This is a genomic window from Rahnella selenatireducens, assembly GCF_046449555.1.
Classification (GTDB): Bacteria; Pseudomonadota; Gammaproteobacteria; order Enterobacterales; family Enterobacteriaceae; genus Rahnella; species Rahnella selenatireducens.
The window spans coordinates 161,891-185,623 of sequence record NZ_JBKEZJ010000009.1 but is presented as its reverse complement, the minus strand read 5'-3'; the positions used below and the strand labels follow the sequence as shown (position 1 = coordinate 185,623).

General features: G+C 51.2%; 19 protein-coding genes and 1 tRNA gene. 7 read left to right on the top strand and 13 right to left on the bottom strand.

The window, feature by feature from the left end; all coding sequences use genetic code 11:
• Positions 1 to 19: 19 nt before the first annotated feature.
• The 3 genes from ACLBVC_RS16350 to ACLBVC_RS16340 all read right to left on the bottom strand — a co-directional run bounded on the left by ACLBVC_RS16350 (position 20) and on the right by ACLBVC_RS16340 (position 3,796).
• Positions 20 to 1,270: an O-antigen ligase family protein gene (locus ACLBVC_RS16350; RefSeq protein ID WP_410150509.1), complete on the bottom strand. Its 1,251-nt coding sequence runs from the start codon at positions 1,268 to 1,270 to the stop codon at positions 20 to 22.
• Positions 1,263 to 2,375 (bottom strand): glycosyltransferase, encoded by a 1,113-nt coding sequence (locus tag ACLBVC_RS16345; protein ID WP_410150508.1) that lies wholly within the window; start codon positions 2,373 to 2,375, stop codon positions 1,263 to 1,265. The genes ACLBVC_RS16350 and ACLBVC_RS16345 overlap by 8 nt, the downstream gene beginning before the upstream one ends.
• A gap of 203 nt (positions 2,376 to 2,578) precedes the next feature.
• Positions 2,579 to 3,796: a LysR family transcriptional regulator gene (locus ACLBVC_RS16340; RefSeq protein WP_410150507.1), complete on the bottom strand. Its 1,218-nt coding sequence runs from the start codon at positions 3,794 to 3,796 to the stop codon at positions 2,579 to 2,581.
• Between the two features lie 151 nt (positions 3,797 to 3,947).
• On the opposite strand from ACLBVC_RS16340, the gene galB reads away from it, so the two are divergent.
• The 3 genes from galB to ACLBVC_RS16325 are packed head-to-tail and all read left to right on the top strand — an operon-like array spanning position 3,948 to position 6,520.
• On the top strand, positions 3,948 to 4,694 hold the full coding sequence (gene galB, locus ACLBVC_RS16335) for a 4-oxalmesaconate hydratase (RefSeq protein ID WP_410150506.1): 747 nt from the start codon (positions 3,948 to 3,950) through the stop codon (positions 4,692 to 4,694).
• Positions 4,691 to 5,416 carry a 4-carboxy-4-hydroxy-2-oxoadipate aldolase/oxaloacetate decarboxylase gene (locus tag ACLBVC_RS16330; RefSeq protein ID WP_410150505.1) on the top strand — a complete coding sequence of 242 codons (726 nt, stop codon included), beginning with the start codon at positions 4,691 to 4,693 and terminating at the stop codon, positions 5,414 to 5,416. The genes galB and ACLBVC_RS16330 overlap by 4 nt, the downstream gene beginning before the upstream one ends.
• A 9-nt stretch (positions 5,417 to 5,425) precedes the next feature.
• Positions 5,426 to 6,520, top strand: coding sequence for a 4-oxalomesaconate tautomerase (locus ACLBVC_RS16325; RefSeq protein WP_410150504.1), 1,095 nt, complete (start codon positions 5,426 to 5,428; stop codon positions 6,518 to 6,520).
• A 625-nt stretch (positions 6,521 to 7,145) separates the two neighbouring features.
• Here the strand turns inward: ACLBVC_RS16325 and ACLBVC_RS16320 are convergent.
• The 7 genes from ACLBVC_RS16320 to ACLBVC_RS16290 form a co-directional block, all read right to left on the bottom strand.
• Positions 7,146 to 8,102: an oligopeptide/dipeptide ABC transporter ATP-binding protein gene (locus ACLBVC_RS16320; protein WP_410150503.1), complete on the bottom strand. Its 957-nt coding sequence runs from the start codon at positions 8,100 to 8,102 to the stop codon at positions 7,146 to 7,148.
• Positions 8,102 to 9,115, bottom strand: a complete 1,014-nt coding sequence (locus ACLBVC_RS16315) for an ABC transporter ATP-binding protein (RefSeq protein WP_410150502.1) — start codon at positions 9,113 to 9,115, stop codon at positions 8,102 to 8,104. The genes ACLBVC_RS16320 and ACLBVC_RS16315 overlap by 1 nt, the downstream gene beginning before the upstream one ends.
• Position 9,116: 1 nt before the next feature.
• On the bottom strand, positions 9,117 to 10,028 hold the full coding sequence (gene ddpC, locus ACLBVC_RS16310) for a D,D-dipeptide ABC transporter permease (protein ID WP_410150501.1): 912 nt from the start codon (positions 10,026 to 10,028) through the stop codon (positions 9,117 to 9,119).
• Between the two features lie 4 nt (positions 10,029 to 10,032).
• Positions 10,033 to 11,049: an ABC transporter permease gene (locus tag ACLBVC_RS16305; RefSeq protein WP_101076946.1), complete on the bottom strand. Its 1,017-nt coding sequence runs from the start codon at positions 11,047 to 11,049 to the stop codon at positions 10,033 to 10,035.
• A 158-nt stretch (positions 11,050 to 11,207) separates the two neighbouring features.
• Positions 11,208 to 12,788 carry an ABC transporter substrate-binding protein gene (locus tag ACLBVC_RS16300; RefSeq protein ID WP_410150500.1) on the bottom strand — a complete coding sequence of 527 codons (1,581 nt, stop codon included), beginning with the start codon at positions 12,786 to 12,788 and terminating at the stop codon, positions 11,208 to 11,210.
• Positions 12,789 to 12,834: 46 nt separating this feature from the next.
• Entirely contained in the window at positions 12,835 to 13,416 is a 582-nt protein-coding gene (gene ddpX, locus ACLBVC_RS16295) for a D-alanyl-D-alanine dipeptidase (RefSeq protein ID WP_410150499.1), read from the bottom strand.
• Positions 13,417 to 13,446: 30 nt separating this feature from the next.
• The gene (locus ACLBVC_RS16290; protein ID WP_410150498.1) at positions 13,447 to 14,319 is read right to left on the bottom strand and encodes a MurR/RpiR family transcriptional regulator; all 873 of its coding nucleotides are present in this window, start codon (positions 14,317 to 14,319) and stop codon (positions 13,447 to 13,449) included.
• A gap of 407 nt (positions 14,320 to 14,726) precedes the next feature.
• Between ACLBVC_RS16290 and ACLBVC_RS16285 the strand changes: the two genes are divergently transcribed.
• Together ACLBVC_RS16285 and ACLBVC_RS16280 are read left to right on the top strand one after the other, a co-directional pair.
• Positions 14,727 to 14,802, top strand: a tRNA-Asn gene (locus ACLBVC_RS16285).
• 294 nt (positions 14,803 to 15,096) lie between these two features.
• Entirely contained in the window at positions 15,097 to 16,635 is a 1,539-nt protein-coding gene (locus ACLBVC_RS16280; RefSeq protein ID WP_410150497.1) for a cryptochrome/photolyase family protein, read from the top strand.
• A 143-nt stretch (positions 16,636 to 16,778) separates the two neighbouring features.
• On the opposite strand, the gene ACLBVC_RS16275 is transcribed toward ACLBVC_RS16280, so the two are convergent.
• Both ACLBVC_RS16275 and ACLBVC_RS16270 read right to left on the bottom strand, forming a co-directional pair.
• Positions 16,779 to 17,693 carry a GGDEF domain-containing protein gene (locus ACLBVC_RS16275; protein WP_410150496.1) on the bottom strand — a complete coding sequence of 305 codons (915 nt, stop codon included), beginning with the start codon at positions 17,691 to 17,693 and terminating at the stop codon, positions 16,779 to 16,781.
• A gap of 102 nt (positions 17,694 to 17,795) precedes the next feature.
• Positions 17,796 to 19,565 (bottom strand): sensor domain-containing phosphodiesterase, encoded by a 1,770-nt coding sequence (locus tag ACLBVC_RS16270; protein ID WP_410150495.1) that lies wholly within the window; start codon positions 19,563 to 19,565, stop codon positions 17,796 to 17,798.
• A 383-nt stretch (positions 19,566 to 19,948) separates the two neighbouring features.
• Here ACLBVC_RS16270 and ACLBVC_RS16265 point away from each other — a divergent pair, with 383 nt between their 5' ends.
• On the top strand, positions 19,949 to 20,707 hold the full coding sequence (locus tag ACLBVC_RS16265) for an EAL domain-containing protein (RefSeq protein WP_410150494.1): 759 nt from the start codon (positions 19,949 to 19,951) through the stop codon (positions 20,705 to 20,707).
• A 69-nt stretch (positions 20,708 to 20,776) separates the two neighbouring features.
• On the opposite strand, the gene ACLBVC_RS16260 is transcribed toward ACLBVC_RS16265, so the two are convergent.
• Complete coding sequence (locus ACLBVC_RS16260; RefSeq protein ID WP_410150493.1) at positions 20,777 to 21,676, bottom strand: GGDEF domain-containing protein; 900 nt, start codon at positions 21,674 to 21,676, stop codon at positions 20,777 to 20,779.
• A gap of 742 nt (positions 21,677 to 22,418) precedes the next feature.
• Here ACLBVC_RS16260 and ACLBVC_RS16255 point away from each other — a divergent pair.
• Positions 22,419 to 23,708 (top strand): glycoside hydrolase family 68 protein, encoded by a 1,290-nt coding sequence (locus ACLBVC_RS16255; protein WP_410150492.1) that lies wholly within the window; start codon positions 22,419 to 22,421, stop codon positions 23,706 to 23,708.
• Positions 23,709 to 23,733: the final 25 nt, after the last annotated feature.

Sequence of the window (23,733 nt, the reverse complement as noted above, 5' to 3'; positions counted from 1 at the left end):
CCTGATGTTTGTATAAAAATCAGTTCACTGCTTTGAAAGGTTTGAGGCTGCAAATCGCCAGCGCAATGACAAATAGTGTGGCCGTCTGGCTGTTCAAAATCACTGAATCTGTCAGCCCGGAAATAAACAACACAATATACGGTATCATCACGCCTTTTATATCGCATTTCCTGATGCCACCGACAATGATAACGCCATAGATTAATAATAACGATAATGTGCCTAACAGCCCCTGCAAAGTGGTGACTTCGAGGAATTCATTATGCATGTTGTACTGAACATTGGTATATCCCTCAATATTTTCAGGATGATGCGTTTTAATGAATCCCCGCGCGATTTCGGTTCTTTCATCTGGCGATGAAAAACCTAAATGGCTACGCATGAAATAATTTCCACTTTCCCAGATTGCCATCCGCGCACCTAAGGATGTGGAACTTTGAACATCATATTCCTGAATATCAGTAACTCCTTGCACCCAGCGTTTTCCTGTAACACCCATAATAACGGCAATGGCCAGAAGAATAAGTCCTGTTGCGCGCCAGTTCCTGATAAGGTTAATTTTATACTCAATCAGCATAAAGGTTATCTTGAGGAAAATAAGCGCCAGCACGGTTATCCTCGTTCCGCATAAATACAAAATAGCGAAAGTCACGACGAACGCGATTAAGTCTAAAATTTTAGAAGAAGCGTTATGCTCCAGGCGGCTTAAACCAAGATGCGCACAGTAAATAAAAATAACCATATAAGACGATATGGAGGCTGCATCCGTGGTCAATTTAATGCGTTCATTAAGCGTAAAATGCTCATGTAATCCAACGCCCAGTGTAATCATCAACCCAATGGTGATGATGATCTTGCTACACAGGATTGTTCTTTTCGTCACCAGAAAACCGTAGGCAGAAAAACAGAGCAAAATAAAGGCACCCAGAAGGATCCTTTTGCTGCCCAATAAATAATTATTAATGATACCCGCACTGGCCGGGGACGGCGTGACGCCATCATGTTTGAATATCATGGCCCAGGTAAATCTGACGACGGCTAAAAACACCAGCGAAAGGAATATACCGAGGTAAAGCCTCTCACTCTTGCAGGCGAAATGTTTTTTAAAAAATGCATACAAAACAGTGAAAAAAGAAACATAGGATAAGACGTAAAAGATTTTCTGAGGTAAGCCTGTGACAAACATACTTAACGCCAGTGAAATACACAGCCCAATGACAGCAGTGTTAACAATTAATTTCAAAACACGTGTTTCATTGTAGTTAAGCATTTTTATCCTCAGAGATTTTATTAAGGATCATCTTGAAGTTTTCCATATACTTGTCTTCATAAAATTTCTCTATGCTTTCTTTTATCAAAGCATGCTCAGGCAGGGTCGCAGTCATGCCGGTTTGTTGCAGAATTTCAGAGAGACGCAGACTATCATTTTGCGGATAAAGCCTGCCATTTATATTGTTTTCAATTATTTCGGATGGCCCGCTGACGCAATCAGAGGAAATACAATAAATCCCGCGGGAAATAGCCTCCAGCAAAACAAGCGGGAACCCTTCGAAATTCGAGGTCATCGCCAGACAGGTGACCTCCCGAATGCTTTCCTCGACATATTTCCAGGGATCACTTTGCCACCCATGCCATGAAACATGGCCTGAAATACCCAGCGTATGCGTATAAGCCTGGCATTCAGCCACATCCTCTCCGTCACCGACAATTTCCAGAGACCAGGGAATACTAATTTTCTGAAGAGCATCGAACAAATCTTTTAACTGTTTTTGCCTTTCGAAATGAATCCGGCCCACGTAAAGGATCCGAAGATGAGAGGGTCTTGGAATAACGACTTCCGTCTTTTTAACCGGATTAAAGACCACATCAACGTCGGCCGGATTGACGCCCAGGGCTACAAGTTGATTTTTAATTTCCCCGCTGATGGCGAAATGATGACGTGCAGACAAAAGATAATGCGGCCGGTAAGTATCTTTGGGGGGAAGGTGCATCCAGGTCGACAAAACAGAATTCTGCCCTGAATATTTGATTGCCCGATGTGCCATCAAATTGGGTATGGTATTAAGCGTAATAACGTGATCAGGTTTATATTTCTTTATAAAGAACATCAGTCTGAGGGTATGTATAAAATTTTTGATTTTTTTGTTTCTTAATTTACACACACTCTCATGGAAGACGGCATTATCTAACCACGTTCTTGACTGCGTTTTTTCGCCACTGTTAAACACAAAGAATCCGGCATCAAACTCGCCGCTCTTTTTAAATTCTGATACGACTTGGCTCGTGACATTTTCCATTCCGCCGCGCCCGATGAGCAGGTCCGTAACTACGACGATTTTCTTTTTTTGGGCCAATTCGTTTTCTTTATTTTCCATAACTTATCTCTTGGCTGGCTCCCAAATGACAGAAGCTCAATCTTACTCCGCATGTTGCACGACGCGCTGTGGGTATCTCAGAGGAATGCCTATGCATTGCAATGAAAAATCCGCACTATATTACATCAAAAACCTTCACCAACCATGTTCTGAACACCAGAAGGTGCGTCTTCCGGGATAAATTAGAACAATCTGTAATACCCTTAAGAAATGCACACCCTCCGGACCTCCTCCACCAGCGCCTGTGCGGCGGGGGAAAGCAGGCTTCCGGCGCGGAACGTCAGGCCTATGACACGGTGCGTGTCAGCCAGTTCCAGCGGCAGTCTGACCAGTTCACCGCTTTCCAGTTCGTGCTCAAGCTGGCGGGCAGAAACCGCCGCCAGCATATCCGACCCCAGCAGCAACCCGCGTACAATCCCCAGATCGCCGCTTTCCACTACCGGATCCGGCGGCGGCATATCCATCGCGTGAAAACTGTTATCCAGCAACCGTCGCGACGGCGTGTCGGCACGCGGCAAAACCCAGCGTGCCACACGCAAATGCGCCTGCGTCACCGGCTCAGCAAGCAGCGGATGCCCTTTTCTCGCCAGAATCACCATGCTTTCGGTGAACAGCGTTTCGGTCACCATGTCCGCGGCATAATCACTGGAACGCAATGCGCCGAAGATAAAATCCACCTCGCCGGAACGCAGTTCGGACGCCAGCGCGCTGAACGCACTTTCATTGGTGATCACCTTTACGCCGCCATAGCGCTGCGTCAGCCTGATGATCGCCTGCGGCAACAAACGCGTGCGACCAAGCGGCAGTGCCCCCACCTGCACCGACCCTTCCAGCACGCCACGACGGGCGGCGATATCGGCAGGGATATGCCGCAGTTCGTTAAGCGCGCGGCGCAGGTTTGGCACGATATCCTGCCCCGCCAGCGACGGCATCATGCCGTGCGGTGTGCGTTCCAGCAGCGCCAGACCCGCCCCGTTTTCCAGCATCTTTAACGCCGCGCTAACCGCTGGCTGGCTCAGCCCGAGCAGTGTGGCGACCGTCTGCATATGTCGGGTTTTGCACAACGAAATGAAGATTTGCAGACGACGAACGTTAAACAGATAAAGCGGCTCGGTTTCGCTGCGCGTATGTACCGCTTTACCCTGCAATTTCGCCAGCTGTGATGGGATCAGCCGCAGTTCGGCAATCGCACGACGCGCACGCGGCAGCACGCATTTACCAAAATCGGTGAGCAACATGCCGTTGGCATGCCGCTCAAATAAAGGCACGCCGAGCGTCTGTTCCAGATCACGGATCGCCCGCGTCACCGCCGACTGCGTGCGGTAAAGTTCATCGGCTGCACGCGATACACTTCCCTGATCGACCACCTGACAAAAAGCGCGTATTTGCATCAGGTTACTCAGCATCTCGTCCTGCGCCATCCCCTTCTCCCGTCAGGTTTTTTTTCGTGATATCCCTCAGCAATATAAATAAAACGCATACCCCCTGCAATCAAATGAATTACCCGCCACCGGCACGGACTGACAGCATGGAACGCAGGCAATCTGATCACCCTAAACACAGGACATACTCATGACTCAGCCCAAAAAAGATGAAAGCAAAAGTGCATTAGTCGTCAGCGCCCACTCTGCCGATTTCGTCTGGCGCGCAGGCGGTGCCATCGCAAAACATACGCAGGCCGGATACGCGGTTCACATCGTTTGTCTGTCTTTCGGCGAGCGCGGCGAATCCGCCAAACTGTGGCGCAAAGGCAATATGACCGAAGAAATTGTGAAAGCGTCGCGCCGCGAGGAAGCGATGGCCGCTGCTGAAATTCTGGGTGCCACCGTCGAGTTTTTTGACATGGGCGATTACCCGCTGCGCGCCGATAAAGAATCACTTTTCCGCCTGGCCGACGTTTACCGCCGCGTACAGCCGCATTTCGTCCTGACGCATTCCCTGAAAGACCCGTACAACTACGATCATCCGATGGCCACCCATCTGGCGCAGGAAGCGCGGATCATCGCCCAGGCTGAAGGCTATAAACCGGGCGAACCCATCGTCGGCGCACCACCGGTTTACTGTTTCGAGCCGCATCAGCCGGAACAGTGCGAATGGAAACCCGACGTTTTGCTCGATATCACCGACGTCTGGGACAAAAAATATCAGGCGATCCAGTGCATGGCCGGTCAGGAACATTTGTGGGAATACTACACCCGCGTCGCCCAGCAGCGCGGCGTTCAGGCCAAGCGTAACGTCGGCATCACCAGCACCAAAAACATCGTTTACGGCGAAGGTTATCAGAGCATATTCCCACGCGTGACGGAGGATTTAGCATGAGCGTAATCGGCAAAAAAGGCGTGGTGGTGCGCAATATTCCACGGGCAAATTCTGTTGATGTCACGGCGCTGGCCGCCTTTGGCGTGGCCACCGTTCACGAGGCGCAGGGCCGCACTGGATTGCTGGATCCGGCAATCAGGCCGATCCAGCAAGATTGCGCTATTTCCGGCAGCGCCGTCACCGTGCTCACCGCACCGGGCGATAACTGGATGTTCCACGTCGCCGTCGAACAATGTCAGCCGGGCGATATTCTGGTGGTCGCGCCGACGTCGCCCTGCTCCGACGGTTTCTTCGGCGATCTGCTGGCCACTTCGCTGAAAGCACGCGGCGTGGTCGGGCTGGTGGCAGATCTTGGCGTGCGTGATACCAAAACGCTGCGCGATATGGGCTTTCGCGTGTGGTCGCGGGCGGTTTACGCACAGGGCACGGTGAAAGAAACGCTCGGCTCGGTCAACGTGCCGGTGGTCTGCGCCGGACAGCTGGTGTATCCGGGTGATGCGATTGTGGCAGACGATGACGGCGTAGTAGTGGTTCCCCGCGAAAACGTCACGCCGGTGCGCGAAGCCAGCCGTCAGCGGGAAGCGCTGGAAGAGAGCAAACGGGCACGGATGGCCGACGGCGAACTCGGGCTGGATATCTACAATATGCGCCCGCGTCTGGCCGAAAAAGGGCTGAAATATTTCGACTCCACCGCGGAGCTGGAACAAGCCGAACAATGCTGAGGAACCGCTATGCCACAGACCCGAATTCCCTGCCTGTTAATGCGCGGCGGCACCTCCAAAGGCGCTTTCTTTCTGGCAGATGACCTACCGCGTGACCCGGCAATACGCGACCGGGTGTTGCTGGCAGTCATGGGTTCGCCCGATCCGCGCCAGATTGACGGGCTGGGCGGTGCCGATCCGCTGACCAGCAAAGTGGCGGTCGTCCGCCCTTCTGACCGCGCTGACGCCGATGTCGATTACCTGTTTGCGCAGGTTAACGTCGATAAAGCCGTGGTGGACTACGGCCAAAACTGCGGCAATATTCTGGCCGCCGTCGGCCCGTTCGCCCTCGAACGCAATCTCATCGACGCCACAAATGGCATCACGCCGGTGCGAATCTTTATGGAGAACACCGGCCAGATCGCCACCGCGTATGTTCCGGTTGAAGACGGACAGGTTTGCTATCAGGGCGATTTACGCATCGATGGCGTACCCGGCACAGCGGCAAAAATCAGTGTGGAATTTGCGGATATCGCCGGTTCCAGCTGTGGCGCATTACTGCCCACCGGTAATGCGCGGGACGTTTTTGACGGTATTGACGTCACCTGCATCGACAACGGCATGCCGGTAGTTTTGCTGCGCGCCGCAGATTTAAGCCGCACGGGCTATGAAAGCCGCGAACAGCTCGACGCCGATTCTGAACTGAAAACACGCCTCGAATCGATCCGCTTACAGGCCGGTGTAAAAATGAATCTCGGCGACGTTTCGCAGCGTACCGTACCGAAAATGACGCTCATCGCGGAACCGCGCAACGGCGGCGCAATCTCAAGCCGGACGTTCATTCCGCACCGCTGCCACGCCTCGATTGGCGTGCTCGGTGCCGTCAGCGTCGCCAGCGCCTGCATGATCCCGGGATCTGTGGCCGAAGGATTGGCGCATACACCTTCTGGTTCAACACCGCTTATCAGCGTGGAACATCCGACCGGCGAATTCAGCGTTGAATTGAAACTCGATATGGCGCAATCAGGCGCAGAGCGGCTTACCGGATGCGGGTTGCTGCGGACAGCACGGTTGATTTTTGAAGGCGTGGTAATGGTACAGGGGGAAATAGGGGGAGGAGAATAAACCGGAAAATTTCGGTTTTTCACTTCCAGTGAGGTGCTCACCTCTGACCGGGAAAATTTCGGTTTTTCAATAACGGTGTTCACTTAACTCGCTGCGCCGAAACCGACAAAAGAGGGGCAAGACGGCCCCTCTTTTGAATCTCCACGTCTTTCAAAACACGCGCTTTCGCTCGCTGGCTATGTTTCAGGCACCACTGCTATTGCCGCGAAAACTTGCCGCTACGCGGTTCCCTCACTCGGTTTCGAGCCATTGGTCTCGAAACACTTCGTTCGGCAAGCTTTCTGAAAGCGGCAGGAGGCTTAACCAAATTTAGCGACATTTTTTGAATAACAATCAGCAGTAAGGTTGCGAACTAGAAAGTCTGTGGCCGCTTTCAAAACGACGTCGAATGAGTGATGAGAAACGGAGAGAGTCTTTTTTCTCGCGGGTTCGAATCCGAAATGAGAGTACCGCGCAGCGGCGGCGTTTGCGGCACTAGCCGGAGCCGCTGAAACAGTGTCAGCGAGCGGTAGCGCGCAGTTAAAAAGCGCGGGTGTCCAGAGGGCGCGCGCGTTATCGCGCCCTTTGGGCCCGTTTGGGCGGCGAGCCCAAGGTTTTGATGTTTATTGTGGTTACAAAAGCGCTCTTATGCCCGCTCCGGCATAACCCGATGACATCTCGCCACCACCTCGTTTGCCCCGCAAACCAGATCCTGCGGCATCTGGCATCCATCGCCCGCCAGCGGGCATCGCTCCCGGAAATAGCACCCCATTGGCAGATTCCGGTTGCTCGGCAATTCCCCTTTTTTATCGACGACGCCGTCATCTAACAGCCGTCCGGCGCGGGGCACGGAATCGAGCAGCAAACGGGTGTACGGATGCTGTGGTTCTGTCAGCACTTTTTCTGCGGCGCCCAGTTCGACAATCTGCCCGAGGTACATTACCGCCACGCGGTCACTCATGTGGCGCACCACGGAAACGTTATGGGAAATCAGCACAAACGTCAGGCCGCGCTGGCGTTGCAGTTCCACCAGCAGGTTGAGGATCTGCGCCTGTACGGAAATATCCAGCGCCGAAGTCGGTTCGTCGAGCACGATGATGTCCGGCTCTGACGACAACGCACGGGCGATGGAAATACGCTGGCGCTGACCACCGGAAAATTCATGCGGTAAACGATCCAGATATTCTTTGCGGATGCCGACCTGCTCGGCCAGCGTGGCAGCGAGTTCACGGCGTTCGCGGCTGCTGTTGTGTTTTTGCACAAACACCGGTTCGGTGATAATTCGCCAGACGGGCAGACGCGGATCGAGCGATGATTGCGGATCCTGAAACACCATTTGCATCCCGGAGCCAAACCACGAATTATCATGGCGTGCCCGGTGAATTTCTCCGCTGCTTGGCTTTTGCAGCCCCATCAGCAACTGGGCGAGCGTGCTTTTACCACAACCGGATTCGCCGACTATCCCCAGCGTTTCGCCGCGAATGATATTCAGATCCAGGCCGTTGAGCGCGTGGACGTAACCGGTCGGTTTGCCGCGCCAGTTAAAGCTGGCGGGGAAACGCACGCGGACATCCTGCAATTCGACTAATGCTTCAGCAATCATCAGGAAATCTCCTCAGTGCGTTGGGTGGGGATCTGCGGGTGCCAGCAGGCGACGGACTGACGCGGAAATTGCGGCAACGGCGCCAGCCCCGGCGTTTGCGTGCAGCGGTCATCGGCGTGATTACAGCGTCCGCGAAACGCACAGCCTTGCGGCAGTCTCGAGAGATTCGGCACAGTGCCCGGAATGGCTTTAAGCAGGCTGCGCGGTTCGCCATTTTCCGGCGCGGCCTGCAACAGGCCGATGGAATAAGGGTGCGACGGCGATTCGATCACGTCCGCCGTGTTGCCGCTTTCAATCACATGCCCCGCGTACATCACGTAGACGCGGTCGCAGAGTTGTGAAACAACCGCCATATCGTGGGTGATAAATAAGACGGCGGTGCCGCTGGCGCGGGCTTTGCGCTGTAGCAAACGCAGAACCTGACGCTGCACGGTGACATCCAGCGCGGTGGTCGGTTCATCGGCGATAATCAGTTCGGGTTCGCAGGAAAACGCCATCGCAATCAGCACGCGCTGACGCATACCACCGGAAAGCTCGAACGGATAACGCGACATCACCTGCTCCGCGTCGGCAATCTGCATATCTTCCAGCAGACCGGTGGCTTTTTTCCAGGCCTGCGCTTTGCTGATTTTCTGGTGCAGGCAAATAACCTCACACATCTGCCGCCCGATTTTGCGCGTCGGGTTTAGCGCGTTCATCGGTTCCTGAAAAATCATCGCCACCCGTGCCCCGCGCAACGTGCGCATCTGTTCTTCGCTGGCGTTCACCACGTCGGTGCCCAGCATGCGCAATTCGCCGCCCGTCACGGTAAAGCCCTCCGGTGGCAGAAGACGCATCGCCATCATCGCCGTGACCGATTTACCGGAACCGGATTCACCGACCACGCCGACTATTTCGCCCGCACTGACCGACAGCGATACCTGATTGAGCGCTTTCACTTCACCGCCGTAAACCGGGAAAACCAGTTGCAGGTTGTCGATTTCCAGAACCGGCGCATTATTTTGTTCAGCCATTTCAGCGCCCTCTGCTTTTCGGATCGAGCAGGTCACGCAGACCGTCGCCGAACAGGTTAAAACCGGTGGCAGTGATCAGGATCGCCACGCCGGGGAAGGCGGAATACCACCACTGGTCGAGAATATAATTGCGGCCATTCGACACCATCGCGCCCCATTCGGCGGTCGGTTGCTGTGCGCCGAGACCGATAAACCCTAAGGTTGCAGCCATCAGAATCGAAGTGCCGATATCGAGCGAGGCCTGCACCACCAGCGGCGGCATCACGTTACGCAAAACATGCCAGGTAATGAGATGCCAGCGCGATGCGCCAAAGGTGCGCGTGGCCTGCATGTATGCCTGATGACGCAGCATCAGCGTTTGCCCCCGCGCCAGCCGGACGTAAAACGGAATGCGCACCACGGCAATCGCCAGCATAGCGTTGAACAGACTCGGCCCAAGCGCCGCCGCCAGCGCCATCGTTAAGACTAACGACGGCACGGAGAGCATGATGTCCATACAGCGCATGATCAGCGCGTCCACCACGCCGCCGACCACGCCGGAAAAACAGCCGAGCAGTGAACCGAGGGTGCCCGCAATAATCACCACTGCCAGCCCGGCGGCGACCGATTGCTGGCTGCCGATCAACACGCGGCTGAACAGGTCACGCCCGACTTCATCGGTACCGAACCAGTGCGCGGCAGACGGTGCTTGTAAACGGTCAGTCAGGCTGATGGCGTTCGGATCATGCGGCACCAGCCACGGCGAAAACACCATGACAAACAGGACGATAAGCATGATCGCCAGCCCGAGCATCGTCAGCGGGCTGCGGCTCAGCAGATGAAACGTCCGCCGCCAGGTGGCGAAGCGCGGTTTGACGTCCGGCGGTACAACACCCGCACGGTGATTATTCACGCCAGGTTCAATCACAGACATTCGCTCACCCCTCCCGGCCAATGCGCGGGTCAATCCACACATACAGCAAATCCACGCACAAATTGACGATGACGTAAGCAAACGACACCACCACCGCAAAGCCCATCACCGCCGGGAAATCCAGCGCCTGAATCGAATTCACCACGTAAGCACCCATCCCCGGCCAGGCAAAAACCGTTTCGGTCAGCACGGCGCCGTAAAGCAGATCGCCCATCGCCAGCCCGAGTACGGTGACGGACGGGATCAGCGCATTCGGCAGCGCGTGGCTCAAAATCACCCGCCAGCGCGATAAGCCGTTGGCGCGCGCGGTGCGGATATAATCTTCACTCAGCTGTTCAAGCATCGCAGAACGGATTTGTCGCGCCACTATCCCCATGTGGACGAACGCCAGCGTCAGCGCGGGCATCGCCAGATGCTGAAGGCTGTTCCAGAACGTGTCCCAGTTGCCAGTCAGCAGCGAATCGAGCACATAAAAGCCGGTGATATTGGCCGGCGGATCCAGCCAGTCGTCCAGCCTGCCGCCGCCCGGCAACAGGTTCAGATGGCCATAAAACAGAATTATCACGCCCAGCCCCAGCCAGAATGCCGGGGTGGAAATCCCCAGAACCGACAGCAAACGCACCAGATGATCGGGAAATTTATTGCGGTACACCGCCGACAGCACACCGAGCGGAATACCCAGCACGATGGCCAGAAACAGCGCGCTGACCGCCAGCTCCAGCGTGGCCGGGAAGAAGGCTTTCAGGTCATCAAGAACCGGTCTGCCGGTGCGGATCGACGTCCCTAAATCGCCGTGCAACAGGTCACTCACGTAACGGAAAAACTGCACATATAAAGGCTGATTCAGTCCGAGCTGCTCGCGGATGTGTTCGACCATTTCGTTGCTTGCGCGGTCACCCGCCAGCAGGCGCGCCGGATCGCCGGGGATCATGTGCGAGATAATAAACGTGATGACGCAAACGCCCGCCATCACCAGTATCAAACCCCAGCATCGTTGACGGATTAGAGTCCAGAAAGTCATATTTCCCCTTAAAACCCTTCATATTTCGCGCTGCTGATGCGTTGGCTGCGCTCACTCACCCCGGTCACATAGTTCACGATGCGCCCGGGGATTCCTTCACTTGCCGCCTTTCCGCAACCCGAACTATTTTGGGTTTAAAGCGGAAATCCTGCGGATAATCACTGTTTGCTCATTTGCGCAACATTAAAGACCTGCTCAAGCATCGGGTTGAAAACGAAACCTTTGACGTCTTTGTTCATCGCAACCTGATAGTTTTTCTGGAACAGATACACATACCCCGCTTCGTCGATGACGATTTTCTGCGCCTGCTGATAGTCATCCGTCCGCTGTTTCTGATCCGTTACCGACACCGCTTTTTTCAGCAACGCATCGACGTCAGGATTGGAATAGAACGAACGGTTGCCAGGCAGCCCTTTTTTGTCGGACTCGAACCAGTAGTTCATGAACATGTACGGGTCGGCGAAATCCGGGCTCCAGTTGCCGATCGAAATGTCGTAATCGCCCTGCCCGATACGGTCGCGCATGGTGGCGTTCGCGAGTTTCTCCAGCTTCACGTTGATCCCGGCCTGACCGAGGCTGGCCTGTACGGCAAGCGCGATGGATTCCCAGTTCGGATCGTTATCGGAATAGAGGAAATCCAGCGTCTGCGGCTTGTCTTTCACTTTTTCCAGATCGGCTTTCGCCTGTGTCAGGTCCAGGGTGTACTGTTTGGCCGTCGGGTCAAAACCCCACATACCATCCGGGATCGGCCCGCGCATCTGTTTGGCGTTACCGCCGAGAATGCCCTTCACCATGCCCTGATAATCCACCGCAGACGAAATCGCACGGCGCAAATCCACCTGATTAAGCGGGGTTTTGGCGTTATTGAGATACAGATACGTCACGCGCAGCGACGGGAATTCCTCAACCGCAACTTTGTCTTCTTTCTTCAGCGCCGCCAGCTGGTCCATCGGCAGGGAATCGGCAATGTCCAGATCACCGCGCGACAGTTGCAGACGGCGCGTGGCACTCTCACCAATGATCTTGACCGTAACGCGTTTAAAGGCCGGTTTTGCGCCGCTGTAATGCGGGTTCGGCACCAGCACCAGTTGCTGGCCTTTCTGCCAGCGGTCGAGTTTGTACGGGCCGGACCCGGCGGTATGACCAGCCAGCCAGGCTTTGCCTTCATCAGCCGGATTAGCTTTGGCAATCGCCGGATTCACAATGCCCGCGCCGTCATTGGCCAGCGTATACAGGAATGGCGCGAACGGTGTTTTCAGCGTGAACGTGACGGTCAGCGGATCCACCACCGTCACCGCCATGTCTTTTGGAAAAGCTTCCGACGGCCCCTGAGCAATTTTCATCAGACGTTCAAACGACCATTTCACCGCATCGGCATTGACGTCGGTGCCGTCGTCAAATTTCGCGCTCGGCTTGAGTTTAAACGTCCAGACCAGTTGATCCGGCGACGCCGTCCAGCTGGCCGCTAAGTCCCCTTCCACCTGCGTGGAGCCTTTGCCGTTTTCTGTTTTGTACTGCACCAGACGCTGATACGCCGGGTACGTTACCGTCCAGTCGTTGTTGTCGATCGTCACCGCGGGATCCAGCGTTTGCGGGTCAGCGGCTTTACCGATCACCAGCATGTCTTTCGGAACGGCGGCCTGCGCGGCAAAACTCAAGCCTGACAGGGCAAGAAAAATGGCACCGGCGATCCGTGTTTTAGTGTTTTTACGGAACGTGCTGATTGCTGTGTTGCTCATCGGAGAACTCCTGGCTTTATGAAAAGTGATAAGAGACTTGCAATGATTACGCGGCGTTAACCGGCGGATAGCAGCCGAACCGCTCGTCCAACAACGGATACGTTTTGGCATCCGGTAATTCGAAGTGCCACCACTCGCTGGTGATGCCTTTAAAACCGCCCGCCGCCATCACGGCGTTGAGCAGTAAACGGTTTCGCTGGATCTCCGGCGGTAAATCCGGATAAAACGGGTGCGAGACTTCGGTCATTTCATCAAAACCCGCGCCCATATCCAGCACGTCACCCTGATCATCAAGCAACGTCAGATCGACCGCCACGCCGCGGCTGTGGTGCGAACCGAGTTTGATATCCACGACGTAATCAGGGTTCGGAAACGCGGCCCATAAACAGGCCTGCGCCGCTTGTGGCCGGTAAGCGTCATAGATTTTCAGCCGAAATCCCGCCAGCTTCGCGACCGCATTGCAGCGCACCAGCGCAGCGGCCGCATCGGGGTGCAGCAGGCAGCGCGATTCGCGGTAAATCGGCTGACCGGTCAGGTTATCGGCGGTGGCATATTTCAGGTCGATCATCGCGTCAGGCAGGCTTTCCGCCAGATCAATCAAGGCAACGTCGGGTATTTTTGTGTTCATCAATAAACTCTGTCCGCTGGTTTTAGAAAATTACGATTCAAATTGTCCGAGCTGTTTCTGCAAAATCCGGTTGTTCGCCAGCCGCTGTTCCACATCGTTCCCGCGCAGTTCCAGCACTGAAGAACACAGCAGGTTGAACAGGCAGCTGAGCGGCGCCATGGAATCCCAGAACTGGCCGGTATCCGTTTTCACCTGCAATAAATCGACCGGGTAATCACGTGCCCACGGACAGTAAATGTCGGTGATCAGCGCCACGTTCAGCCCGCGTTCGCAAGCCGCTTCACAATAGGTTTGCGCCATTTTCGAGTACGCGCGTGTGTCTGTAACCACCAGATAAGGCTGCGCGAACTCCGAATTAAGCGATTCCACGTAGGTGCCGGAAAGGCCGTCGGCGAAATACACTTTTGGGCGCAGATATTCGAGATAGCTCGCAAAATTATTGGCGATTCCGCGCACCGACTGGATGCCGAGAATAAACACCGCGTCGGCCTCGGCCAGACGGCGGCTGACCTGCGCAAAACTGTCGGTCTGCGCCAGCTGATAAACGTGATTAATGGCCTCAAGTTCAAGCGTGAGTGATTGCCCTAATTTTTCCTGCTGCGGCTGTTTGCTGCGTTCGCGGTATGCGCCCAGACGGTCGGTGACCACCCACGGCTGATACGCGGTTCCGCTTTGCTGGCGCAGCGTTTGCTTGAAATCATCCAGGTTGCGGTAGCCAAGACTGCGCAGATAACGCCCGACAGAAATGCCGCTGGTCGCCGCGCTGCGCGCAATGCTGTCGGCGGTTTCAAACGGAATTTGCGCCAGATTCGCCAGCAGGTAACCGGCAATGCGCTTTCCCGTCGGCGTTTGCGCGGAAAATGACGCTTCGATTTGTTCAATCACATCCTGCGCTGGCTGCATCGGTTAATCCCCTGTAGCTGTTTTTGTTGCTTGATTGTCAAAAAACTAGTCATTGTTAGTAAAATAACAATGCACGGGGTGTGCCAATTTCCACAAATGAATGAAATTTGTGCAGCAGATCGGAGTTTGTGACGATTTAATGAACAAAAAGTGGCAAAGAACCTGCTTAAAAAATTTAAAAAGCCCACCACCCGATAACCACTGCACAACAATCAGGCAACTTATGGTTGTTTTTAGTGCAGAAGGTTTCCTGAAACATCAGAAATGAAGTAGAAATGGGAGAGGTTTTAATCACTTTGCCTTAACAGTCAACAAGTTGGATATTAAGAGAACACTCAGACAAGTTTTTGCGTTAACCCTTTGACATGCCTACGGGCAGTCGCTATTATTCGCCCCGTTCACACGATTCCTCTGTAGTTCAGTCGGTAGAACGGCGGACTGTTAATCCGTATGTCACTGGTTCGAGTCCAGTCAGAGGAGCCAAATTAGAGACGCCCGCTTAAGGAAACTTAAGCGGGCGTTTTGCTTTTCGACCCCGACCGACATTCTCTAAACCTCGATTTAATAACCCTACCGCTGAACAAAAAGAAAAGTTGCAGGTTAAAGAAGACTCTTCTTAACGGATACAACATAAGAATGCTTTCAAAACAGGAGCAGGAATACTGCAACTATCACGTCTATACTCCTTTTTCCTTGATTAAGACCTGAAGCGTTCCCCGCAAATGTATTTTCACCCTGTTCACAGTGCCTGTTTTATCTACTGCAAGGTTCAATCCAATGACTAAAAACCGCCGGTTGTGTCTGGTGCTGGGCGATCAACTCTCGTTTGATCTGGCTTCGCTGAACGGACTGGACGCGCAACGTGATGCCGTTCTTCTGGTCGAAGTCATGGAGGAGGCGCGCCATGTTCCTCATCATCCGCAAAAAATCGTGCTCATTTTCAGTGCAATGCGCCACTTTGCTCAGGCATTGAAACAGCAAGGTTTTTGCGTGCATTACGTCACTCTTAATGATCCGCTCAATACCGGATCAGTTCCGGGCGAATTGGTGCGATGGCAGTCGCTGTTGCAACCTGAAGAGGTTCACCTGACTGAATGTGGTGACTGGCGTCTTGAGCAGTCGCTGAGAGAATGTGGCCTGCCCATACAGTGGCATTCCGACACCCGTTTTTTGTGCTCGCGTGAGGAGTTCTCAACCTGGGCAAAAGATAAAAAGCAGCTGCGCATGGAGTTTTTCTATCGGGAAATGCGCCGCAAAAGCGGGTTACTGATGAATCTCGACGGCACACCGGCAGGCGGCAACTGGAATTTTGATGCAGAAAATCGCAAGTCACTCCCCAAAAATGTGGTGGCGCCCTATCCGGCGCGCTTTAGTGCAGATGTCATCACGCAGGACGTGCTTCGGCTGGTTCGCGAGAATTTCCCAAACCATTACGGTTCAGTGGACGTGTTTGATTATCCTGTGACGCACGAAGATGCGCAGTCATTGTGGGATTATTTTCTGGATTTTGGTCTGGCCGCATTTGGCGATTATCAGGATGCGATGGCATGTGACGAACCTTTTTTATTTCACGCACGTATCAGCGCCGCCCTCAATATTGGTCTGCTGAATGTACGGCAGTTATGCAGCGATGTGGAATCCGCCTGTTTGGCTGGCCGCGTTAAGCTTAATGCGGCTGAGGGTTTTATTCGCCAGCTTATTGGCTGGCGCGAGTATGTCCGCGGCGTCTACTGGCTGAAGATGCCTGACTATGCCGATGGCAATGTCTTTGGTAACAGCAGACCGCTTCCTGAATTCTACTGGACCGGTAAAACCCGGATGAACTGTATGCGGCAAGCCATCGGTCAGAGCCTTGAATATGCCTATGCGCACCATATACAGCGGCTGATGGTGACGGGCAACTTCGCACTGCTCGCAGGCATTGCGCCCGCTGAGATATGCGAATGGTATCTCGCCATTTATATGGATGCCTTCGACTGGGTTGAGTTACCCAATACGCTCGGCATGGTCATGCACGCCGACGGGGGATATCTGGGCTCTAAACCTTACTGTGCAAGCGGTCAGTATATTAACCGCATGTCCGATTATTGCCGCAGTTGTGTTTATAAAGTCAGTGAAAGCACGGCGGATAATGCCTGCCCTTTCAACGCGCTTTACTGGCATTTCATCATGCGAAACAGCGAGGTTCTGCGCAGAAACCCCCGCATGGGCATCACATACAAAAATCTGGATCGGTTGGAAGAATCTAAGCGAGAAGCGCTCTGGCAGCGCGGCCAGTTGGTGCTGGCAAAGCTGGATGCCGGGGAATCATTATAAAGAAAGCCAACGTTCACACAGAATTTGTCATTCTGGCGAAAGACATTTTAGCTGGCGACCACGATTTTTTTCCTCATAAGCAAGAAACCCGCTCCGGAAATGCAGCGGGTTTTTATTAACACGATATCACAAGCCTCCGCGTTTTATCCGTCCGCCCATTCGATGCGGTTCTTACCCCGACATTTCGCGTCATACAGGGCGATATCGACACGTTTGAGTAAATCCTCAACCGTTTCATCTTCTTTCTTATGGCCCGCTCCGATACTGACGGTAAAGCGTATTTCCCCCCGAATAATTAAGTCCCGGGTTCGGGATAATATTTTTTCTGCCACCACACTGGCGTCCTGTTTTGAGGATAATTGCAATATAACCGCAAACTCTTCGCCGCCGATTCTGGATGCCGTGACATTTCCGTCATACAGTCTGCTCAGCAGGTTTCCAAATTCCCGAAGAACTTCATCACCTACGTCATGTCCATACTTGTCATTAATGTTTTTAAAGAAGTCGATATCAATGATAAAGACATAATTATTCGCATTGTTTAATTCCAGAAGAACATTTTTGAAATAACGCCGATTAGGTAGATGCGTTAATTCATCACGATAAGAATCGATACTGACATCGGCATATTTATCATTAACATATCGCACAATAAAATAGATGCCCATTGAAACACAAAGCATCCCTGCCAGTCTGGAGACATCTTCAACGTAATAGCCAACCCACATCGGCTGGTGAATAAATTCATCCATCACATCAAAAGCCGCTGACATTATCCAGATAAATAACCCCAGGTTAATCCACCGGCGCAAGCTGGCTTTCACCGTCAGACGATTAAAACTCCATAAGATAAAATTAAGTATCAGCCACTGCACGGTATCCATCGCCCAGCCGGAATTCTCCATCCAGGAATGACCGATTTCTTTTTTGGGAAAACAGACCAGATTAATAATCATCACCAAAACACATACCACCAGTGAGCATATCATTGGCACATACAGGGTTTTTCGTGAGTCATTTTTAGTAAAAAGTCCGTCCTCATATTTCACGAATGGCATTCGAACCCCTGACATATATTGAAATGAAAAAATATTCTGACGCCAATTCCATGTCGGCAAAGAGTAGAAAACCTGCCTAAGGACACTTAAGCAGGTTTTTCTTTAGGGTTTCACGGGGTCTTCATTTCTGGCGTGATACCAGACTTCCAAATCCCGGGGGTTCAGTGGTCTCGAGTAAACATAGCCCTGCACCTCATCACAGCCCAGGGCACGCAACATGCCCACCGTTTTTTCATCCTCCACCCCTTCAGCCAGCACCACATAATCAAGTTGCTTCAGCAACCGGATAACGTTGCGGACAATAATGCGGCTGGCTTTATCGCTGGCAATATTACTGACAATGGAACGATCGAGTTTAATGACGTCCATGGGGATCTGCCGCAGGTAGTTGATGTTACTGTAACCGGAACCAAAGTCATCCAGTGAGATCTTAAACCCACGTAACTTAAGCATTTCCAGCCCGTGAAGGGCCGCCGGGCTTTCCAGCATTCTCTCGGTTTCTAAACACTCCACCGCCAGCAAGGCGGGAGTCAGCCCGGCGTTATACATTTTCTGTTCAAGTTCATCGGCAAAATCAGGCCGGGAAAAATCACTGGCAGCCAGGTTAACAGAAACGGGTAATAAGATGCCCCGATCACGCCATTGGCTCAACTGAGTAATAGCATGATCAATGACCCATTCAGTGAGTTCCCGCATCAGGCTGGTTCTTTCCACCAGCGGGATAAACAACCCGGGGAGCACTTCCCCGTGTTCTGAATGCTTCCATCGCAACAAGGCCTCGACGCCCGTCACCAGACCGGTCGCCAGCGAAATCTTTGGCTGATAAACCAGATATAACCCGCGGTCTTCCTGAAGCGCCTTTCTCAGACCCGTGAGGAGACTAAAATCATTCTTCTTGCGGTCATCCAGCGTCGCATCAAAAGTCATAAACCGGTGTTCACGGCTTATCGCCTCATGCAATGCGCTGACCGCACGGCGCAGGATTTCCACCGGCGTCATCGTCTTATCACAAGGCCCGGAGTCGCCGATATGAATATCCAGATCCAGAGGAACCTCGGGATTAATTCTGGCTTGAATTCCACGCAAACGCAGGGAGATATTCTCTAATGTCGCGCCATCATTTACGTGTGTAAACCAGGCAAACCGCCCCACTGCAACGGCATAGAGTTGCGCCGACATTTGCAACCGGGACTGAATCTGAACCGCCATATCGCGCAGTAAATTTTCCACGGCGGTCATTCCCAGCGAGCGCGCCATTTCATACGCAAATGGCATATCGATACAGTCAATTATAATGAGCTTAAATGTGTCTTCTGCAGAAACGGTGATATCTTTTAGCATCCGCTGACGGTTTGGCAGAAGTGTAACAATGTCGATATAACCGACAGCATGCCACGACGCCAGAAAACCTGACACTAAACCGGCCAGCGTCTCAAAAATCTCAATCTGCTCGTCTGACAGTACCCGGGGCTGTGTATCCAAAACACACAATGTCCCGACGGCCACTCCGTCCTGCGTTTTCAGCGGGGAACCGGCATAAAAACGCACAAAAGGCGCTTCCGTGACGGCCTGATAATGGCTGAAATCGGGGTGCCGGACGGTATCAGGGCAAATGTACGTCTCGCCTTGTTCCATCGTATTTGTGCAAAATGCTTCGCTGAGGGTCGTTTCCGTTACTGCCATGTTCTGAGCGGATTTAATGTACTGCTTTTCATCATCCATCACCGACACAAAGCACATCGGCATTTTCAGTAGCTGGCAGGCCAGACGCGTGTATTTTTTCAGCGCTTCGTCACGAACCTCATCATGGTTTTTCAGCAGGTCAATCGCCGCGCGTTTCTTACTTTCATCGCTGCTGAGATCAGTCAACATGGCAATACTCCCGGTACAGTGATTTTTCTGGACGCCTGATAAAGGTGACAGTTTTGGCGTCACAACTATCCTATCCCCACATTAATTCGTTTCCCAGTTTTTCTCTGCTACAGACCTCGCGCGCAAGCCGGACAGAACTGTTTAAACGGGTCAGCCCTATTTGCAAATAGGGAAAGTTGTGCAGAAAACGTGGGCAGAAATACACATTACGGTCTTCTTTAGAAAATATTATGGTTCCTTATGCTTTTATTAACATTTAAAAATCATATAACGCATCAAATCAGCAGGTTAGATTTGTTTTATCGATCAATAGGAATTGATCAATAGGTTTTATCATAGGAAAAATCGATCGATATATGTTTATTAATTCGCAAAAGTGATCAATGATCACCACCATGAAATGGCGGACTTTAAAGGAGGAAATGATGTTGCATTTAAATTTTCAGGTTTCGTGCAAATTCAGATGCGAACCTATATACAGTATCGCAGGGTCATTACACGCAGTCGAAGTACTAACAAGTTTTGAAGGAGGATTTTCCGGCGGGAAAATGGAGCCTCAAAAATTTATCAGCGCACTGGACACAAAATCTAAACGTGAATTACTGCTAGCACAGTTAACCAGAATAAACGCCCAATCACTCTTCTTCAAAAATAACAAACTCCTTTGCTCCCTGAATATAGATCAGGGTATGGCAATCATGATTCTTGAAGATCATCACATAAAAGAAATCATAGAAAAAAATGATTTCATAAGATTAGAAATCTCTGAGCGTTTTCCTAGAATTGATAAAACCGAGGGAAATATCATTTTAGATGCGCTGGCTGATAAGTATGAATTATGGCTCGATGATTACGGAACTGACTTCAGCAACATTAACACATTGAAAAATACAACATTCGAATCTGTAAAAATCGATAAAAAGTTCTTTTGGGAGAATGGCAATTCGGTGATGTGGGCCAGCATTCTTGATAACATTAGCCAGCACTGTGAGTCGATTATCGTTGAAGGCGTTGAAACAGGCACCCAGTTACGAAATCTTAAATACAGCGGTGTCTCCTGCGTTCAAGGTTTTTTATTCCCCTCCGTTCCATTAGAAGACATCGAGATACTGATACCTAAAAAAGATTATTATCATCTTTAAACCAGTTCATACCCCTCGGGTAAAGAGGGTGGAAACGAAAACCGGCGTAATATTCAAACAGTAACAACCTCAGACAAGCGGCTCCATGAGCGAAATCGTTTTATTTTTCCCACCGGTCTTGGCTGCATAAAGCGCGTTATCCGCTAATGTTATGGTTTCGAGAACAGAGTGATTCTCTTTGTGTTCAGCCAGACCAACAGATACGGTCACATGCACTTCATTACAGTCAAATTTTATTTTATGATCTTGTATCCCAAGCCTGATTTTTTCAGCCACCTTGGTAGCGCTCTGTAAATTTGCGTGGATAAACACGATGAACTCTTCCCCACCATATCTCCCGACAAAATCACTCCCCCGCACATTATCCCTCACCTGTTGAGCAATTTTCTTGATGACCTTATCGCCGAAAGGATGTCCAAAGTTATCATTTAAATATTTGAAATTATCAATATCCAGCATCATGACACAAAATTTTTCGCCGTAAGATTTTCCCAGGGCGTCAATGTGTGCATCAATACTTCTTCTGTTGCTAATCCCGGTAAGAGGATCAATCCTCGAGGCATTTTTAAAAAATAACTCTCTTTTCGATAAATTGATCAGGTTATTCAGGAAAGCATAAACCAATGAGATATAGAGCAAACTCATAATGGTTTTAATAATGGCCAGCTCCCAATATCCGTTTTCATTAAGAATGTTGATATGTATGAGTAAATTGAACGCCTGTGCAAGACAGTATGAGTAGAGAACGTATCTGACCCCCATCAGTCCTTTAATATTAAAAACCATGAGCAAAATAAAATACACCAGCGAAAATGCATCATAGAATGTCGATGCACCAAATAAAAAGACAGTACTCACAATCAGACTGGCAAAAAACGTCGGGTATCCAAAAATAATGAACCCAAAAGTGACAGGTGATATCACGACACTGTAGATGCTGGTACTGTGCTGCTCACCGATCTTGAACAAATAAATGCTAGCTATCCCCAGGATAATTCCTAGCAATATTTTCAACGACAGGTATTTACCTAAAGCAGATTTATAGTTTATCAAAGGAATGGATATGCAGGTATAAGTGATACATATACCGACGAGCGTGTTTATAAACGTTAACTCAATGAAGTCCATAACAAGGTAGCCACTTTAATAAAATCTCCTGAAGGAGTGTATCTTTTCCGATTTGAACTAACAAGAAATTACATCTGCCAGAAGATTTACCGGCCTTAAGAAATACTCGTTGGTAATACACGCGAAGTGCACTGCACTTTGGCAGAAATCTTAATTCATGCAACAAATTATCTTGCCGATCTTTGAAACAGGCGATTTTATAACTAAAAAAACCTCTTCAATCTGGATCTTATATTTACGAGATAAAATTCACAATGATTAATACCTCTAAAGTATCAGCAAGGTAATAGCTAAAAAATAAAACCTGCCTTGCGCTTTTTTACCCTGCCTCACGCTTATGCATTCTCATGCTAATAATGTGGATGTTTATCACTTATTACGATTTACAGCCATATCTGACCACATCCTATTAATTTCGCTCTGCGTCTTGCCATTTCTCACACAACGAAACTGACTTTATCTGAAACGCTTCGGTGTTCAATATTAATCCTGTCAGACGGTCCTGATGGATAAATGAAACCAACGGACGGAATGGCAGTGAATAAATTTGATTTAATTTTATTTGAAAATAACGAGGTGGTTTATGAGTACGTTAAATGACAATACATTACAGGAACAACCGGGTGTTCATTCAAGTATCTGGACACGAGCAGATGCTTTAAAAGTGAATGAAAATGATCCCACCACAACTCAACCGTTGGTCAGCGCCGACTTCCCGGTAATGAGTGATACTGTTTTCATCTGGGATACCATGCCGCTGCGTGATATTGACGGCAAGGTACTTTCGGTGAATGGCTGGTCCGTCATTTTCACGTTGACCGCTGACCGTGAGCCGAACAACCCTGAATATGTTGATGCTAACGGTAATTATGATATTGCACTGGACTGGAATAACCGTCATGGTCGGGCAAAAATGTGTTTCTGGTATTCCAAAACGGGGAAGAACTGGAAATTTGGTGGCCGCGTGATGAAGGAAGGGGTTTCTCCAACGACACGCGAGTGGGCGGGTTCCCCTATTCTGCTCAACAATCAGGGCGACATTGATTTGTATTACACAGCCGTCACTCCCGGGGCTACGATTGTAAAAGTTCGGGGACGCGTTTCAACCACCCGTAAAGGCGTTACTCTTACAGACTTTACCGACGTGAAGGCCTTGTTCGAAGCTGACGGTAATCTTTACCAGACCGAAGCACAAAATCCGTACTGGGGCTTTCGCGACCCGTTCCCGTTCCGTGATCCGAAAAGCGGCAAGTTATATATGTTGTTTGAGGGGAATGTGGCGGGAGTGCGAGGCAGCCATATTGTCGGGCCAGACGAAATGGGTGACGTTCCGCCGGGTTATGAAAATGCTGGCAACTCGCGTTATCAGACGGGCTGCGTAGGCATTGCAGAAGCCGATGACGACACGGGCGACAGCTGGACATTGCTCCCGCCTCTGGTGACCGCCGTTGGCGTAAACGACCAGACTGAGCGCCCACATTTTGTATTCCAGGACGGTAAATATTATCTGTTCACCATCAGCCATAAATTTACCTATGGTGACGGGCTGACCGGCCCGGATGGTGTTTATGGTTTTGTCAGTGACGAGATTTTCGGGCCTTATACTCCGCTCAATGGCTCTGCACTGGTGCTGGGTAATCCACCCTCTCAACCCTTCCAGACCTACTCACATTACGTCATGCCCAATGGATTAGTGACCTCATTCATTGACAGCGTTCCTTCGGATAAAGCCACCACCGGCATGGATTATCGTATTGGCGGCACGGAAGCGCCGACGGTCAAAATCAAGATCAAAGGTGACCGCACGTTTGTGGTCGATGAATACGATTACGGATACATTCCGCCAATGGCTGACGTGGTAATTAAAGCGTGATCTACTGAGCCATTCTGGCCTGCGT

Coding starts and splice junctions, on each gene's coding strand:
- ACLBVC_RS16350 (WP_410150509.1), bottom strand. CDS start 1,270: ATGCTTAACTACAATGAAACACGTGTTTTGAAATTAATTGTTAACACT.
- ACLBVC_RS16345 (WP_410150508.1), bottom strand. CDS start 2,375: ATGGAAAATAAAGAAAACGAATTGGCCCAAAAAAAGAAAATCGTCGTA.
- ACLBVC_RS16340 (WP_410150507.1), bottom strand. CDS start 3,796: ATGGCGCAGGACGAGATGCTGAGTAACCTGATGCAAATACGCGCTTTT.
- galB (WP_410150506.1), top strand. CDS start 3,948: ATGACTCAGCCCAAAAAAGATGAAAGCAAAAGTGCATTAGTCGTCAGC.
- ACLBVC_RS16330 (WP_410150505.1), top strand. CDS start 4,691: ATGAGCGTAATCGGCAAAAAAGGCGTGGTGGTGCGCAATATTCCACGG.
- ACLBVC_RS16325 (WP_410150504.1), top strand. CDS start 5,426: ATGCCACAGACCCGAATTCCCTGCCTGTTAATGCGCGGCGGCACCTCC.
- ACLBVC_RS16320 (WP_410150503.1), bottom strand. CDS start 8,102: ATGATTGCTGAAGCATTAGTCGAATTGCAGGATGTCCGCGTGCGTTTC.
- ACLBVC_RS16315 (WP_410150502.1), bottom strand. CDS start 9,115: ATGGCTGAACAAAATAATGCGCCGGTTCTGGAAATCGACAACCTGCAA.
- ddpC (WP_410150501.1), bottom strand. CDS start 10,028: ATGTCTGTGATTGAACCTGGCGTGAATAATCACCGTGCGGGTGTTGTA.
- ACLBVC_RS16305 (WP_101076946.1), bottom strand. CDS start 11,049: ATGACTTTCTGGACTCTAATCCGTCAACGATGCTGGGGTTTGATACTG.
- ACLBVC_RS16300 (WP_410150500.1), bottom strand. CDS start 12,788: ATGAGCAACACAGCAATCAGCACGTTCCGTAAAAACACTAAAACACGG.
- ddpX (WP_410150499.1), bottom strand. CDS start 13,416: ATGAACACAAAAATACCCGACGTTGCCTTGATTGATCTGGCGGAAAGC.
- ACLBVC_RS16290 (WP_410150498.1), bottom strand. CDS start 14,319: ATGCAGCCAGCGCAGGATGTGATTGAACAAATCGAAGCGTCATTTTCC.
- ACLBVC_RS16280 (WP_410150497.1), top strand. CDS start 15,097: ATGACTAAAAACCGCCGGTTGTGTCTGGTGCTGGGCGATCAACTCTCG.
- ACLBVC_RS16275 (WP_410150496.1), bottom strand. CDS start 17,693: ATGCCATTCGTGAAATATGAGGACGGACTTTTTACTAAAAATGACTCA.
- ACLBVC_RS16270 (WP_410150495.1), bottom strand. CDS start 19,565: ATGTTGACTGATCTCAGCAGCGATGAAAGTAAGAAACGCGCGGCGATT.
- ACLBVC_RS16265 (WP_410150494.1), top strand. CDS start 19,949: ATGATCACCACCATGAAATGGCGGACTTTAAAGGAGGAAATGATGTTG.
- ACLBVC_RS16255 (WP_410150492.1), top strand. CDS start 22,419: ATGAGTACGTTAAATGACAATACATTACAGGAACAACCGGGTGTTCAT.